Source organism: Variovorax sp. PEI5, from assembly GCF_056679935.1.
Genome location: NZ_CM155257.1, coordinates 996,707 through 1,011,762, shown reverse-complemented (window position 1 = coordinate 1,011,762; position 15,056 = coordinate 996,707). Strand labels below are relative to the sequence as shown.

The following is a 15,056-nucleotide window of genomic DNA, read 5'->3' as shown; positions in this document are numbered from 1 at the left end:
GCGCCTGACATGCCTACCAGGCGCCACCCGATGGCTTCCTGGCCCTGATGGCGGCATTCAGCAGGGCCACCGCATCGGGACGCTGGCCGCGCTGGGCGAAATCAGCCGCCGTCATGCCTTGCTGGTTCTTCAGCAATGGATCGGCGCCTTCGGCCAGCAGCAGTTCCACTCCCTGGGTCGATCCGTACATCGCCGCCATCATCAGCGGCGTCGTCTCGTTGGGCGATGGCGCGTCGATGAACGCATAGTTCTCGAGCAGCAGCTTCATGATGGCGATCTGCCCGTTCGTCGCCGCATAGTGCAGGGGCGTCCAGCCCGGCTTGTTGACAGCCGCATCGCGTGCGATGAGCTTGCGCACGACGTCCTCCTGGCCGCGCAACGCCGCCAGCATCAGCGGGCTTTCGTCGTTCGCGTTGCGTGCGTCGATGTCGGTCTTCTTCGAGGACAGCAGGACATCGATGACGCGCGGCGATGGCTCGCGCAGCGCCAGCAGCAGACCCGTCTGGCCCGTCTCGTTGCGCGTGTTCGGATCGAATCCGCGATTGATCAGCGAGGCGACGCCACTGGCGTTGTCGGCACGCACGGCGCGGAAGAAATCCTCGAAGGATCCGGCGTGCGACGCCATGGAAGCAGCCAATGCGGCCAGGCACAACAGTTTTTTCAAGCGCATTTCTTGCAATCAGGTGGCAGCGGTGAACAAGGTGCCGAAGTTGCGGCTGGTCACCTCGGCGATGGTATCGATCGAGGTCCCCCGCAGTTCGGCGATCTGACGCGCCACCAGCGGCACGTGAGCGGGACTGTTGGTCTTGCCTCGATGAGGCACCGGCGCCAGGTAGGGACTGTCGGTCTCGATCAGCATGCGATCGAGTGGAACGAAAGCCGCGACATCGCGCAGGTCCTGCGATTTCTTGAATGTGATGATGCCGGAAAACGAGATGTAGAAGCCGAGGTCAAGCGCGGCCCGGGCCACGTCGGCGGTCTCGGTGAAGCAGTGGAAGACCCCGCCCGCCGAACCCGCCGAGCCGTCCTCGCCCTCCTCCCTCAGCAGCCGCAGGGTGTCCGCCGAGGCATCCCGCGTGTGGATCACCAGCGGCTTCCCGACCTGGCGGGCGGCACGGATGTGGACGCGGAAGCGGTTGCGCTGCCATTCCATGTCCGCGATGGTGCGTCCTCCCTTGCGCTCGTCCATCTGGTAGTAGTCCAGGCCGGTCTCGCCGATCGCGACGACCTTCGCCCGCCTGGAGCCCTGGACTAGATCCTCGATGGTCGGCTCCGCCACATCCTCGTTGTCGGGGTGGACGCCGATGCTGGCCCAGAAGTTGTCGTAGCGCGCGGCCAGGTCCTGGACCGCGTCGAACTCCTCCATGCGGGTGCAGATGCAGAGCGCGCGATCGACCCGCGCTTGCGCCATCGCCGCACGCACCTCCGGTATGCGCTCGATCAATCCAGGGTAGGTCAGGTGGCAGTGCGAGTCGGTGAACATGGAAGGAGAGTCTATGGGTGGGTGGGCACGGGTTGGAGATCGACCGGACGGCGCCCGCAGCCCCATTCCACGAGGGAAGACATCCGGCCTCTTGCGTTCAGATGGTCTGGGTCGGCCGATCGGAGGCCATGGCGCTGCCGAGGACGCTTTCGATCCGCGCCTTCAGTTCACGCGACTTCTCGTCGGCCGGGAAGCGGATGCCGACGCCGGGCGCCCGGTTGCCCGTGGCTCGCGCTGGGGTGATCCAGGCGACCTTGCCGGCGACCGGATAGCGCTGGTTGTCATCGGGCAATGTCAGGAGCACATAGACGTCGTCCCCCAGCCGGTACTCGCGCGCCGTCGGAATGAAGATGCCGCCTTCCGCGAACAGCGGGATGTAGGCCGCGTGCAGCGCGCCCTTCTCCTTGATGGCCAGCTGGATCACGCTGGGACGTGGCGACAGCGGCGCACGCTGGCTGGGTTCGAAGCCGGGGATCGTCGTAGGAATGCTCATGAGCGAGACACCGAGTTTAGGGCGGCCTGCGCCTCGCTCGCCAGGGCCTCCAGCATGAGTCCCGGATTGAATGGGTGCTCGGCCGTCCTGGCGGCGCTGGCCAGCGACTTCGACCACCGCGCCAGCACCGTCGGCGATGGCGCCGGCGGCAGATCGGCACGCGGGAAGAACCGCGGTTCGGCCCCGACCCCGACGGCCATCAGGTCGTGGCACAGCTTCTGGAGCGAATCGATGGCCTGGGGTGGCGTCTGGTCGGCCAGGGCCCCGGCCTCGCCGCGAAGCAGCGCCTTGGGCCATGCCGACCAGGTCTTCGGCGCTGCCCCGGCGCGCGCGCGGCGCAGCGCCTCGTGCGGACGCCCTCCGGACGCCCTCAGCAAGGCCGGCGCATCGGCCTCGGCCACACCATTGGATGCCAGCCAGGCGACGGCGTCGCCGACCTCGGGCCATGGCACGTTGAAACCGATGCAGCGGCTGCGGATCGTCGGCAGCAGCTGCCACGCCGCCTCGCTCGCCAGGACGAAACGCACGTCCCCCACCGGCTCCTCCAGCGTCTTGAGCAAGGCATTGGCGGCGATGGCATTCATGCGCTCGGCCGGATAGACCAGGATCACCTTGCCACGCCCGCGCGCATTGGTGCGCTGCGCGAACCCGATCGCATCGCGCATCGCCTCGACCCGGATCTCCCGACTCGGCTTGCGTTTCTTGTCGTCGATGTCGGCCTGCGATTTCTCGTCCAGGGGCCAGCCGCGATCGAGCATCGCCACCTCGGGCATCAGCACGCACAGATCGGCATGCGTGCGCACCGCGATGGCGTGGCAACTCGCGCAGTGCCCGCAGGCGCCCTGCGCGCTCGGCTCCTCGCACAGCCATGCCGCCGCCAGCGACAGCGCGAGTTCGTACTGGCCCAGACCGGACGGCCCCTGGAGAAGCCAGGCATGACCGCGCTGGCGCAGCAGTTCGGCCAGCGGACGCGCCAGCCACGGCGAGACGCGCAACGGCGCGGCGGCTGCGGGCGTCATGCCAGCCCCAGACGCTGCTTCAACGCCGATTCGACCTGGGCCCAGACCTGTTCGCGCGGCAGGGCGGCGTCGATGCGGACGAACCGGTCCGCCGCAGCGCTCGCCCGCTCGGCATAGCCCATCGCCACGCGACGGAAGAACTCGACCGGCTGCGACTCGAACTTGTCCGGCAGCCGAGCCCCGGCCAGGCGCTCCGCCGCCATCTCGGCCGGCAGGTCGAACCAGAACGTCAGATCGGGCTGCAACAGGGAGCCCACCCTGCCGGCATCCGATGTTCCGGCTTGCACCCAACGCTCGAGCGTTAGCAGAACATCGCGATCGAACGAGCGACCGGCACCCTGGTAGGCGAAGGTCGCATCCGTGAAGCGATCGCTCAGCACGACATCGCCCCGCGCCAGCGCCGGCGCGATGACCTGCGCGATGTGGTCGCGGCGCGCGGCGAACACCAGAAGCGATTCCGTCAGCGCATCCATGGGCCTGGCCAGGATCAGCTCGCGCAGGGTCTCCGCCAGCGGCGTGCCGCCGGGTTCGCGCGTGCGCGTGACCGATCGGCCGCGCTGGACGAAGAAGGCTTCGAGCGCGGCCAGGTGGCTGGACTTGCCGGCGCCGTCGATGCCCTCGAACGTCAGGAAAAGAGAGGAAGGAGAGCTGCTCATGGACCGGTGCGGGGTGACGATGCGGATGCCGACGAGGCTGGAGATGTCGCCGCCGTCCCGGCGGCGGGCTCGGCGGGCGCGCCAGTGGCCGGGGCGGACGCGGCCGCCCCGGGAGTCGGTGCCGTCGGGGCCGTCGGGACGCCCGCCGGCGGCTCGATGCCGCGCTGATAGCGATTCACGGCGCGATTGTGTTCGTCGAGCGAGGCGCTGAAATGGCTGCTGCCGTCGCCACGCGACACGAAATACAGCGACTTGCTGCGCGCCGGCTGCACCGCGGCCAGCAAGGCCGCGCGGCCCGGCATCGAGATCGGCGTCGGCGGCAGGCCACCGCGGGTGTAGGTGTTCCAGGGCGTGTCGGTCTGCAGGTCCTTCTTGCGCAGGTTGCCATTGAAGGCGGTGCCCATGCCGTAGATGACGGTCGGATCGGTCTGCAATGGCATGCCCACGCGCAGCCGGTTGTTGAACACGGCCGAGATCTCGGCGCGGTCGCGGGCCTGGCCGGTCTCCTTCTCGACGATGCTGGCGAGGACGAGCGCCTCCTCGGCCGACTTGAGCGGCAGGTCGCTGCTGCGCGCGGCCCAGGCGGCGTCGAGCTTGCGGTCCATGGCACGCAGGGCGCGCTGCAGGACGGCGAAGTCGCTCGACCCCTTCGAATAGGTGTAGGTGTCCGGGAAGAAACGCCCCTCCGGATGGACGCCGGGCCGTCCGAGCCGGGTCATCAGTGCTTCGTCGCTCTCGCCGATCGTGTCGGGCTTGAGTTGCTCGGCCTTCGCCAGCGCGGCGCGCACCTGGCGGAAGTTCCAGCCTTCGACCAGCCCCACGCTGCGCGTCGCCTCCTCGCCACGCACCAGCATGTCGAGCAGGCCGCGCGGCGTCACGCCCCGCTCCAGCTCGTAGCTGCCGGCCCGGATGCGGCGATCCTGGCCGGAGAAGCGGAACCAGCCATAGAGCAGGGGTGGCGGCACGCCGGCACCGGTGGCCGCCACGGCCTCCGCGATGCCGCGCGGCGTGGTGCCGGGCTCGACGGTCAGGTCGACCGTCGGCGCGGGCAGCGTGATCGGCCGGTTGACCCACCACAGTCCGAGGGCACCACCCCCCAGTCCGATGAAGGCGATCAGCAGAAAGAGCTTGAGGAGGAAACGGCGCACGGAAGGGCTGTCTGGAGGGTCGAGGAGGATGGGTGAGCCAGGCGGAGCGCCAAGCCGTCGGTCGCGTCGAGCGCACCGGCGGCGGCACCGGACGGTGCGTCGGCTTCGACCCTCTCGCGCTTGGCCCTGCGGCCTCGATGGCGCGTCGCAGGCCATGATAATTCAGCCATGACTCCTGCCGTTCTCCATGGTGTAACCACCCTCGCGCACCTGGGCGTGATCCGCGCCGAAGGCGCCGATGCCGCCGCTTTCCTGCATGGCCAGCTGACCCAGGACTTCGCGCTCCTGACAGCCGCCGAGGCCCGGCTCGCGGCCCTGTGCACGGCCAAGGGCCGCATGCTCGCCAGCTTCGTCGGCATCCGGCCGCGACCCGACGAGGTCCTGCTGGTGATGAGCCGCGACATCCTGGCGCAGACCCTCAAGCGCCTGTCGATGTTCGTGCTGCGCGCCAAGGTCAAGCTGACCGATGCGAGCCCGGACTTCGCGCTGTTCGGCCTGGCCGGCGCGGCGCTGGCGGCCAATGGCCTCGATGCCACCGCGCCACCCGGCCGCCGCGTCGAGGCGGGACCGGCCTCGGTCGTCTCCTTGTATCCGGCCGATGGCGTGCCACGCGCGTTGTGGATCGCCCCGGCGGATGCCGCCGCGCCGATCGGCGACGCGCTCGATCCCTCGATCTGGGCATGGAGCGAAGTCCGCAGTGGCATCGCGACCCTGACGGCGCCGGTGGTCGAGGCCTTCGTGCCGCAGATGCTCAACTACGAATCCGTCGGCGGCGTCAACTTCAAGAAAGGCTGCTACCCGGGCCAGGAAGTGGTCGCACGCAGCCAGTTCCGCGGCACGCTCAAGCGCCGCACCTACCTGGCCGCGGCCGATGCCGTCGTCGAGGCCGGCCAGGAGGTCTTCGCCGCCGACGATGCCGAGCAACCCGTCGGCACCGTGGTGCAGGCGGCCCGCTCGCCCGACGGCCGCTGGGCGATCCTGGTGTCGATGCAGACCTCGGCCGCCGAGGGAGGCACCCTGCGCGCCGGCGGGCCGACCGGCCCGGTCCTGACGCTCGAGCCCCTGCCCTACCCCCTGCTGGCCGACATCTGAGCCTGCCGGGGTGATGACGGCGGATGCGACGTCCGCGACGCTAGCAGCAGCGACCCCTGCCGCCGCCGTACCGCGCCTCCTGGCGCTCGCGGAAGAACATCTCGTAGCTCATCGGTGCCTCGTCCGGATGCGTGAGCCGCATGTGGCTCACGTAGGTCTCGTAATCGGGCTGACCCACCATCAGCCGCAGCGAACGGGCCAGCGAGCGGCCCAGGTAGCGCCCGGCCTCCGGCAGACCCAGGACGACGGATCCGACCGTCATCAGGCTTTCGCCGGCATCGCCGCCAGCGCCTCGAACGGGGTCTCGTGCACCGTCGGGTGATTCACCCGGCGCGCCGCCAGGCAGGCCTTGACGGCATAGACCAGCACGCTGAGCACGACGAACATGAACAGGGCGCACAGGCCGGCATCGAGCCGGTCGTTGAAGACGATGCGGGCCATGGCCTCGGGCGTCTTCGCCGGCGCGATCAGCACGCCCTGCGCCAGGCCGTCGGCATAGCGGGCGGCATGGGCCAGGAAGCCCACCTTGGGATCGGCCGAGAAGATCTTCTGCCAGCCGGCGGTCAGCGTGCAGGCCAGCAGCCACACCGTCGGCACCACGGCCACCCAGGCATAGCGCTCGCGCTTCATGCGGAACAGCACCACCGTGCCCAGCAGCAGCGCCACCGCGGCCAGCATCTGGTTGGAGATGCCGAACAGCGGCCACAGCGTGTTGATGCCGCCCAGCGGATCGACCACGCCCTGGTAGAGGAAGTAGCCCCAGGCCGCGACGGTAAGCGCCGTGGCGATCAGGTTGGCTGGCAGCGAGTCTGTCCTGCCCAGCGCCGGCACGAAGCTGCCCAGCAGGTCCTGCAGCATGAAGCGGCCGGCGCGCGTGCCGGCGTCCACCGCCGTCAGGATGAACAGGGCCTCGAACAGGATCGCGAAGTGGTACCAGAAGGCCATCATGCCGGGGCCGCCGAGGACCTGGTGCAGGATGTGGGCCATGCCCACGGCCAGGGTCGGCGCGCCGCCGGCGCGGCCCAGGATGGTGGTTTCGCCGACATCGCGCGCGGTCTGCATCAGCATCTCGGGCGTGACCACGAAGCCCCAGCTCGAGATCGTCTGCGCCACGGTGGCCGGGGTGCTGCCGACCAGCGCGGCCGGGCTGTTCATCGCGAAGTAGATGCCCGGCTCGATGCACGAGGCCGCCACCAGCGCCATCACGGCCACGAAGGACTCGGCCAGCATGCCGCCATAGCCGATGAAGCGCGCGTGCGATTCGTTGTCGAGCATCTTGGGCGTGGTGCCCGAGGAGATCAACGCATGGAAGCCCGAGACCGCGCCGCAGGCGATGGTGATGAACAGGAACGGGAACAGGCTGCCCGACCACACCGGGCCGTTGCCATTGACGAACTGCGTGACCGCCGGCATCTGCAGGGTCGGCGCGACGAAGACGATGCCGACGGCCAGCGCCAGGATGGTGCCGATCTTCAGGAAGGTGGAGAGATAGTCGCGCGGCGCCAGCAGCAGCCACACCGGCAGCGTGGCGGCGACGAAGCCATAGCCGATCAGCATCCAGGTCAGGGCCTTGCCGTCGAAGGTGAACAGGGCCGCCCACTCGGGATCGTGGCTGACCGCCTGGCCACCGAAGATGGCCAGCATCAGCAGCACGAAGCCGATCACCGACACCTCGCCGATGCGCCCGGGCCGGAGGTAGCGCAGGTAGACGCCCATGAACAGCGCCACGGGAATCGTCGCGGCGACCGTGAAGGCGCCCCACGGGGATTCGGCCAGCGCCTTCACGACGATCAGCGCCAGCACCGCCAGGATGATGATCATGATCATGAAGGTGCCGAACAGCGCGATCATCCCCGGCACCAGGCCCATCTCCTGCTTGATCAGGTCGCCGAGCGAGCGGCCGTCGCGCCGGGTCGAGATGAACAGCACGATGAAATCCTGCACCGCGCCGGCGAACACCACCCCGGCCAGGATCCACAGCAGCCCCGGCAGGTAGCCCATCTGCGCCGCCAGCACCGGCCCGACCAGCGGCCCCGCGCCGGCGATGGCCGCGAAGTGATGGCCGAACAGCACGTTCTTGTCGGTCGGCACGTAGTCCAGACCGTCGTTGTGGCGATGCGCCGGCGTCTTGCGCCCCGGATCGAGCCCGAGCACGCGCTCGGCGATGAACAGGCTGTAGTAGCGATAGGCGATCAGGTAGACGCACACGGCGGCCACCACGATCCAGAGGGCGCTGATGGCCTCGCCACGCGCGAGCGCCACGGTGCCCAGCGAGAAGGCGCCGGCGATCGCGACGAGGAACCACACGAGGTGGCGGCGGATGCTTGGCATCGGTGTTGTCTCCAGGAAGGAAAAAGTTCCTGGAGTGTTCCCGCCTTGTCCCCGCATGGCATCCGTCGGACCGCGCGGGAACGCCACGCGGTATCTCGTAAGGGAAAACCCGCCGCGTCTCAGTCGCCGTCGAAGCGCCGGGCGTGTTCCACGGCGTACTTGATCAGTTCGGCCTGCCCCTCCAGGCCGAGCCGGCGCTTGATGCTCTGGCGATGCGCCTCCACCGTGCGCACGCTCAGGTCGAGGTCGCGCGCGATCTGCTTGCTCGACGCGCCCCGGCCGAGCGCGCTCAGGATCTCGCTCTCGCGCGGCGTCAGCAGCGGACGCGGCGCCTGGTTGCGGAACAGACGGTGCGACACCGCCGGGCTCAGGAACGTCCCGCCGGCCGTCACGGCATGCAGCGCCGCCACGATCTCGGCCGCCGGCGCGTCCTTGAGCACATAGCCGCGCGCGCCGGCCTGCAGGGCGCGCTGCACGTATTCGGGGTTGTCGTACATGCTGAGCATCACCACGTGCAATGCCGGCCGCCGTGCCAGCAGCAGACCCGCGAGCTCGATGCCATTCATGTCCTTCATGCCGACATCGGTCAGCACCAGGTCCGGCTGCAGGGCCTCGATCGATGTCAGCGCTTCCTGCGCCGAACCGGCCTCCCCGACGATCTCCAGGCCCGGCAGGCCGCCCAGGCGGGCGCGCAGACCGTCGCGCACCAGCGGATGGTCGTCAACCAGGAACAGGCGGATGACAGGGTTCGGGTTCGGGACGACGCCCGGATCGGGGGTGGTCATGCGGAATCCGTCAGGTGGAGGTGGCCCAGGGGTACGGCGGCGATGATCCTCGTGCCATCGCCAGGGCGCGTGCGCACGGTGAGCTCGCCGCCGATGGCATCCAGGCGCTCGCGCATGTTGCGCAGGCCGATGCCGCGCCGAGGATCGTCGGCCAGCGCCACCGCATCGAAACCCTGGCCGTCGTCGCCGATCTCCAGGCGCACGCCGGCGGCGTCGACATCCAGCACGATGGCCACGCGACGCGCCCGCGCATGCTTGTGCACGTTGGTGAGCGCCTCCTGCGCGACGCGGAACAACGCCGTCTTGACATCCGCCGGCAGCTCCGGCGAGTCGCCCCGCACGGCGACCTCGACGCGCAGCGCGCCATCCGCGTCGAATTCGGCGCCCAGGTGCTCGAGCGCGGCGGGCAGGCCGAGGGTGTCGAGCAGCGCCGGCCGCAGCCGGTGGGACAGCCGGCGCACCTCGGCGAGCGAGTCGTTCAGGCGCAGCAGGGCCTTGGCCAGCGCCGGTGGCGGTGTCCGGTCGGCGCGCTCCAGCGCATCCACGCCCGATTCGATCAGCAGCTTGGCCGACACCAGCGTCTGGCTGACGCCATCGTGCAGTTCGCGCGCCAGGTGGGCCCGCTCGTCCTCCTGCGAGCGCACCACCCGCCGCGCCAGCAGGCGCAGCCGGGCCTCGGCCACGCGGTGCTCGCTCAGGTTGAGCAGCAGGCCGCCGGCGCTCACCACGCCCAGGCAAGCGGCCGCGATCACGGCGATCCACAGCATCGTGGTGGTCACGTTGTCCCTCACCTGGTCCTGCAGCGTACGCATGGCGAGCTCGACATCGTCGAGGTAGAGGCCGGTGCCCAGCATCCAGCCCCAGCGCGGCAGCGCGGTCACGTAGCCCAGCTTGGGCGCGCGCTGGGCGCTCGATGGCTTGCGCCACTCGTACTCGACATAGCCGCCGCCATCGACGGCCCGTCCGATGAGGTCCTGGATGGTGCGTCGTCCCTTCGAGTCGGTGAGGCCCCACAGGTCCTGGCCCTCCAGGTCGTGCTGGCGCGAATGCATGAGCGAGCGGCCGCGCAGGTCGTAGACGAAGAAGTAGCCATCGTCGCCATAGTCGAGCGCGGCGAGCCGGCGCAGCGCCTCGTCGCGCGTGCGGTCGTCGTCGAGGCCGGCGTCGTAGAGCGGCTTGACCGTGCTCACGGCCAGCTCCACATAGCTGCGCAGCTCCGATCGCCGTTGCGCCAGCAGGGTGCGCTCGACCAGTGCGCGCTCGCGCGCGGCCAGATCGCGCTCCTGGTACCAGACGGCCGTCGCCACCAGCAGCAGCGCCACCAGCAACGGCGCGACGGCCAGCGCGACGATCTTGCTGCGCAGGTTCATGTCATGCCGGGCGCGATCCGGGGTCCGCCATGCGGGTGGTCGATCGCCCCGGTCACGCCGGGTGCAGCAGCCGGCGCATCTCGATGTGCGCGATGCCGGCTTCCTCGAACGGCTCGCCGTGCGGCGCGTAGCCCTGGCGCGCGTAGAAGGCCTGCGCGCCGCGCTGCGCGTGCAGCACGATCTCGCGATCGCCGCGCGACCGGGCGGCCGCCTCCAGCGCCCGCAGCATCGCCGTGCCGTGGCCACCCCCGCGCAGGGCGCGATCCACCGCCATCCGCCCGACCCGACCCACCCCCGGTGCCTGTGCCACCAGGCGCGCCGTGGCGACGGCCCGGCCGACGCCATTGAGCGCGACGACGTGCAATGCCGTGGCATCGTGCTCGTCCCATTCGAGGGCTTCGGGCACGCCCTGCTCCGCGACGAAGACGGCGCGCCGCAGGACGGCGGCCTCGCGCCCGACGCGCTGCCAGTCGCCCACGCGCACCTCGCAGGCCGGCTCGCCGCGCTCGTAGCGCTCGAACAGCATGCGCAGCGCATCGGGCACCGGCCGGGGACGCTGCGTCGCGGGATCGGCGAAGACGTAGACCATCTCGACCTCGGCCAGCACCTCGTCGCCCCGGAACAGCGCGCCGGCGAAGGTCATCGACGTCGTGCCGACCCGGGCGCAGCGCAGCGCCACGTCGAGCACGTCGTCCAGCCGCGCGGAGGCATGGAATTCGAGCGTCGCCTTGCGCGCGTAGAGCTCGCCGCCGAGTGCGACCATCGACGGCGCATAGGGCAAGGCCAACGCGCGCCAGTAGTCGCCGATGGCGGTGTCGAAATACATCAGGTAGTGCGCATTGAAGACGATGCCCTGCATGTCGATCTCGGACCAGCGCACCCGCAGGCGGTGGAAAAGGCGGAAGTCGCTCCGGCGGGGCTGGCCGGGGGTCGTCGGGGTGGCGGATTCGGAAGGGAGGGTCATGGGCTGCTCGCTGCAATCAGGAAAGAAAGGCTTGTCTGAGCGCGCGGGCCGCGTCGTCGTGCGCCCGCAGGGCCTCGGGGATGGCGCGGCCCATCTTGACGAATTCATGGATCACGCCGCGATAGATCTCCAGGTCCACGGGCACGCCGGCCGCGCGCAGCTTGTCGGCATAGGCGATGCCCTCGTCGACCAGCGGATCGGCCTCGGCCAGGCCGATCCAGGCCGGCGCGACGCCCTCGACGTCGTCGGCGTTGAGCGGCGCGAAACGCCAGTCGTCGCGGTCGGCCGGCGTGCGCACGTACTGGCCGAAGAACCAGGCGATCAGCGTCTCGTCGAGCAGCGGGCCGCAGGCGAAGCGGCGATGCGAGGCGGTGTCCTGGTGCGCCGTCGTCCCGGGATAGAACAGCAGCTGCAGGGCGATGGCGAGGCGCTCGTCGCGGGCCATCACGGCGCAGACGGCGGCGAGCGTGCCGCCGGCGCTGTCGCCGCCGACGGCCAGGCGCGAGCCATCGAGTCCCAGCGCATTCCCCTCCCGCGCGACGAAGCGCACCGCGTCCCAGGCATCGTCGGCGGCGGTCGGGAACTTGTGCTCGGGTGCCAGCCGGTAGTCGACCGACACCACGGCGCAGCCGCTGCGGGCGGCCAGCACGCGGCACAGCGTGTCGTGCGTCGCGATGCTGCCGACCGTGAAGCCGCCGCCATGGAAATACACCAGCACCGGCAGCCGGTCATGCGCCGGCGCATAGAGCCGCGCCGGCACGGTCTGGCCATCGCGCGTGACGATGGCCAGGTCCTCGATGCGCGCCAGCTCGGGCTTGGGCACCTCGAGCACGCCGGCGCCCTTCTCGTAGGCCGCCTTGGCCTCGGCGGGCGTGAGCCGGTGCAGGGCCGGGTGGCGCGCGCGCGCCATGCGCTCGACCACGTCGCGCATCTTCGGCGTCAGCATCGGGCGGCGGCCTTGCCGGATGTGCCGTGGGCGACACCGACGGGTAGGGTTTCAGTCATGGGCAAGCCGGGCTCCATTGGCTAGATTGGGGGCTGCGCATCGTACCGTCCGCCACCCCACCCTTCAGCAAGTTCCCCGACATGGCCCTCATCCAGTACCTCACCCAGATCCAGTTCGAATTCGGCGCCATCCGCCTCCTCGGCGCCGAGTGCGTGCGCCTGGGCATCACGCGGCCCCTGATCGTCACCGACGCCGGCGTGCGCGCGGCCGGCGTGCTGCAGCCCGCGCTCGACGCCCTGGGCGACCTGGAGGCGACCGTGTTCGACGGCACGCCGTCCAATCCGACCGAGGCCGCCGTGCGCGCCGCCGTGGCGGCCTACCGGCAGGGCCGCTGCAACGGCCTGATCGCCGTCGGCGGCGGCTCGGCCATCGACTGCGCCAAGGGCGTGGCCATCGCCGCCACGCACGAGGGCCCGCTCAAGACCTACGCCACCATCGAGGGCGGGTCGCCGAAGATCACCGACGACGTCGCGCCGCTGATCGCGGTGCCCACCACCAGCGGCACCGGCAGCGAGGTCGCGCGGGGCGCCATCATCATCGTCGACGACCATCGCAAACTGGGCTTCCACAGCTGGTCGCTGATGCCCAAGGTGGCGATCTGCGATCCCGAGCTCACGCTCGGCCTGCCGCCCCGCCTCACCGCCGCGACCGGCATGGACGCCATCGCCCACTGCATGGAGACCTTCATGTCGGCCGCCTTCAATCCGCCGGCCGATGGCATCGCGCTCAACGGCCTGGAACGGGCCTGGAACCACATCGAGCGCGCCACCAGGGATGGCAGCGACCGCGAGGCCCGCCTCAACCTCATGAGCGCCTCGATGCAGGGCGCCATGGCGTTCCAGAAGGGCCTGGGCTGCGTCCACTCGCTCAGCCACAGCCTGGGCGGCGTCGATCCGCGCCTGCACCACGGCACGCTCAACGCCCTGTTCCTGCCGGCCGTGATCGCCTTCAACGCCGGGGCCGAATCGGTGCAGAAGGATCGCCGCCTCCAGCGCATGGCCGGCGCCATGAACCTGGATTCGGCCGGCGACATCGGCGCGGCCATCCGCGACATGGGCGCCCGGCTCGGGCTGCCCGCCGGCCTCGCCGAGGTCGGCGTCACGCCCGACGTCTTCGAGCAGGTCATCGACGGCGCGATGGCCGATCACTGCCACAAGACCAATCCCCGCCTGGCCACCCGTGACGACTACCGGCAGATGCTGGAAGCGGCGATGTAGGCACCGCCGACCGGCCGCCCGCCTTCGCCGTCGGCGGGATCACACCGACGGCGCGATTTCCTCGGCGTATTCGTAGAGCAGGCCGAGCAGCTCCTCGACGCGCTCGTCGGCATCAGCGGCCAGCGTGTCGATCTCGGCGAAGAACTGGTCGACATTGCGCGCGCCGCCCTCGCCCTCCAGCAGGCGGGCGGCACGATGCGCCTCCCAGCGCTCGGCCTCCTCGGCCGACAGCGTGTCGGGGAAGTTGCGCGCCCGGTAGCGGAACACCAGCTCGCCCAATCTCGGGTCGTCGAAGCCGCCCCGCTCCACCGCCAGTTCGGCCGGTGTCAGGGCGCGCAGACGCACCAGCCGGCGGCGATCGGCATCGCCGATGAAGCCGCCATACAGGTCCTCGTCGACATCCGGTGTGCCTTCGGCGCGCGGGCGCTCGAACACCTGGGGCCACAGCGCGCTCATGTCGGGCAGCGCGGCGGCGCGCTCGGCGTTGCCCATCGCGGCTTCCATGTCGATGTTCCAGCGCGCGGCCATGGCGGGCGTCAGCGTCTTCAGGTTGCCCACCACCATCGGCGACTTGTTCAGGTGCACGCTCTTGATCGGCAGCCGCTCGACGCCCTCGGGCAGGTCGGCGCCGCGCGTGAAGATGCGCTGGCGCAATGTCGCCACGTCGAGGTCGCGCAGCTGCGACGGGTCATGGGCCAGGTCCCAGGCGATGATCTCGTTGCGGTTGGTCGGATGGGCCGCCAGCGGCCACATCACGGCCAGGCAGCCGCGCTCGGCCGGGAACATGCCCGAGACGTGCAGGAACGGCTTCGTCGCGCCGACCGCCGCCGGCAGGCCGAGTTCGCTGGCGACGCGGTCCTTGCGATGCAGGCCGAAGGCGAAGTCGAACAGGCGCGGCTGCTTCTGGCGGATCAGGCGCGCCAGCGCGATGGTGGCGCGCACGTCGGAGAGCGCGTCGTGCGCGGCTTCGTGCGCGAGTCCGTTGGCGCGCGTGAGGTCGCCCAGCTTGAAGCTCGGCCGGCCGTCCTCGCGCCGCGGCCACTCGATGCCCTCGGGCCGCAGCGCATGCGTCAGCCGCACGACGTCGAGCAGGTCCCAGCGACCGCAATCGTTCTGCCACTCGCGCGCATAGGGCTCGATCAGGTTGCGCCAGAACAGGAAGCGCGTCACCTCGTCGTCGAAGCGGATCGTGTTGTAGCCCACGCCGATGGTGCCGGGCTCGGCGAACGCCTGCTCGACGCGGGCGGCGAACTCGTGCTCGGGCACGCCGCGCTGCAGCGCCAGCTGCGGCGTGATGCCGGTGATGAGGCAGGCCTCGGGACTCGGCAGGTAGTCCGGCGCGGGCCGGCAGTACAGCATCAGGGGCTCGCCGACCTCGTTGAGCTCGGCATCGGTGCGGATGGCGGCGAATTGCGAGGGCCGGTCGCGGCGCGGCACCGCGCCGAAGGTTTCGTAGTCGTGCCAGAGGAAGGTGTGGGCGGGCATGGAGTCT

Annotated in this window: 15 protein-coding genes; 2 read left to right on the top strand and 13 right to left on the bottom strand. The window is 70.4% G+C overall.

Translation table 11 applies throughout. From position 1 onward, the window contains the following. Positions 1-13: 13 nt before the first annotated feature. From AC1MLT_RS04685 to mltG, 6 genes are all read right to left on the bottom strand, one after another. Positions 14-670, bottom strand: coding sequence for an ankyrin repeat domain-containing protein (locus AC1MLT_RS04685; RefSeq protein ID WP_481034116.1), 657 nt, complete (start codon positions 668-670; stop codon positions 14-16). A 9-nt stretch (positions 671-679) separates the two neighbouring features. Then, positions 680-1,483: a TatD family hydrolase gene (locus AC1MLT_RS04680; protein WP_481034115.1), complete on the bottom strand. Its 804-nt coding sequence runs from the start codon at positions 1,481-1,483 to the stop codon at positions 680-682. Between the two features lie 97 nt (positions 1,484-1,580). Continuing rightward, entirely contained in the window at positions 1,581-1,976 is a 396-nt protein-coding gene (locus AC1MLT_RS04675; RefSeq protein ID WP_481034114.1) for a PilZ domain-containing protein, read from the bottom strand. Continuing rightward, the gene (locus tag AC1MLT_RS04670) at positions 1,973-2,995 is read right to left on the bottom strand and encodes a DNA polymerase III subunit delta' (RefSeq protein WP_481034113.1); all 1,023 of its coding nucleotides are present in this window, start codon (positions 2,993-2,995) and stop codon (positions 1,973-1,975) included. Before AC1MLT_RS04670 ends, AC1MLT_RS04675 begins: the two co-directional genes overlap by 4 nt. Next, complete coding sequence (tmk, locus tag AC1MLT_RS04665; protein WP_481034112.1) at positions 2,992-3,651, bottom strand: dTMP kinase; 660 nt, start codon at positions 3,649-3,651, stop codon at positions 2,992-2,994. The genes AC1MLT_RS04670 and tmk overlap by 4 nt, the downstream gene beginning before the upstream one ends. Beyond that, on the bottom strand, positions 3,648-4,799 hold the full coding sequence (mltG, locus tag AC1MLT_RS04660; protein ID WP_481034111.1) for an endolytic transglycosylase MltG: 1,152 nt from the start codon (positions 4,797-4,799) through the stop codon (positions 3,648-3,650). Before mltG ends, tmk begins: the two co-directional genes overlap by 4 nt. Before the next feature lie 168 nt (positions 4,800-4,967). Between mltG and ygfZ the strand changes: the two genes are divergently transcribed. After that, a complete protein-coding gene (ygfZ, locus tag AC1MLT_RS04655; protein WP_481034110.1) occupies positions 4,968-5,891 on the top strand; it encodes a CAF17-like 4Fe-4S cluster assembly/insertion protein YgfZ in 924 nt (307 codons plus the stop codon). 40 nt (positions 5,892-5,931) lie between these two features. On the opposite strand, the gene AC1MLT_RS04650 is transcribed toward ygfZ, so the two are convergent. From AC1MLT_RS04650 to AC1MLT_RS04625, 6 genes are all read right to left on the bottom strand, one after another. Beyond that, positions 5,932-6,153: a YbdD/YjiX family protein gene (locus AC1MLT_RS04650; protein ID WP_481034109.1), complete on the bottom strand. Its 222-nt coding sequence runs from the start codon at positions 6,151-6,153 to the stop codon at positions 5,932-5,934. Further along, a complete protein-coding gene (locus tag AC1MLT_RS04645; protein WP_481034108.1) occupies positions 6,153-8,222 on the bottom strand; it encodes a carbon starvation CstA family protein in 2,070 nt (689 codons plus the stop codon). Before AC1MLT_RS04645 ends, AC1MLT_RS04650 begins: the two co-directional genes overlap by 1 nt. Before the next feature lie 119 nt (positions 8,223-8,341). Beyond that, positions 8,342-9,007 carry a response regulator transcription factor gene (locus AC1MLT_RS04640; RefSeq protein ID WP_481034107.1) on the bottom strand — a complete coding sequence of 222 codons (666 nt, stop codon included), beginning with the start codon at positions 9,005-9,007 and terminating at the stop codon, positions 8,342-8,344. Then, positions 9,004-10,377: a cache domain-containing protein gene (locus AC1MLT_RS04635; protein ID WP_481034106.1), complete on the bottom strand. Its 1,374-nt coding sequence runs from the start codon at positions 10,375-10,377 to the stop codon at positions 9,004-9,006. Before AC1MLT_RS04635 ends, AC1MLT_RS04640 begins: the two co-directional genes overlap by 4 nt. 52 nt (positions 10,378-10,429) lie before the next feature. Beyond that, positions 10,430-11,341: a YbgC/FadM family acyl-CoA thioesterase gene (locus AC1MLT_RS04630; RefSeq protein ID WP_481034105.1), complete on the bottom strand. Its 912-nt coding sequence runs from the start codon at positions 11,339-11,341 to the stop codon at positions 10,430-10,432. A gap of 16 nt (positions 11,342-11,357) precedes the next feature. Further along, positions 11,358-12,287, bottom strand: coding sequence for an alpha/beta hydrolase (locus tag AC1MLT_RS04625; RefSeq protein ID WP_481034104.1), 930 nt, complete (start codon positions 12,285-12,287; stop codon positions 11,358-11,360). Positions 12,288-12,427: 140 nt separating this feature from the next. On the opposite strand from AC1MLT_RS04625, the gene AC1MLT_RS04620 reads away from it, so the two are divergent. After that, positions 12,428-13,564 (top strand): iron-containing alcohol dehydrogenase, encoded by a 1,137-nt coding sequence (locus tag AC1MLT_RS04620; RefSeq protein ID WP_481034103.1) that lies wholly within the window; start codon positions 12,428-12,430, stop codon positions 13,562-13,564. A 39-nt stretch (positions 13,565-13,603) separates the two neighbouring features. Here AC1MLT_RS04620 and sbcB read toward each other — a convergent pair whose 3' ends face one another. Further along, positions 13,604-15,049 (bottom strand): exodeoxyribonuclease I, encoded by a 1,446-nt coding sequence (gene sbcB / locus AC1MLT_RS04615; protein ID WP_481034102.1) that lies wholly within the window; start codon positions 15,047-15,049, stop codon positions 13,604-13,606. Positions 15,050-15,056 lie beyond the last annotated feature (7 nt).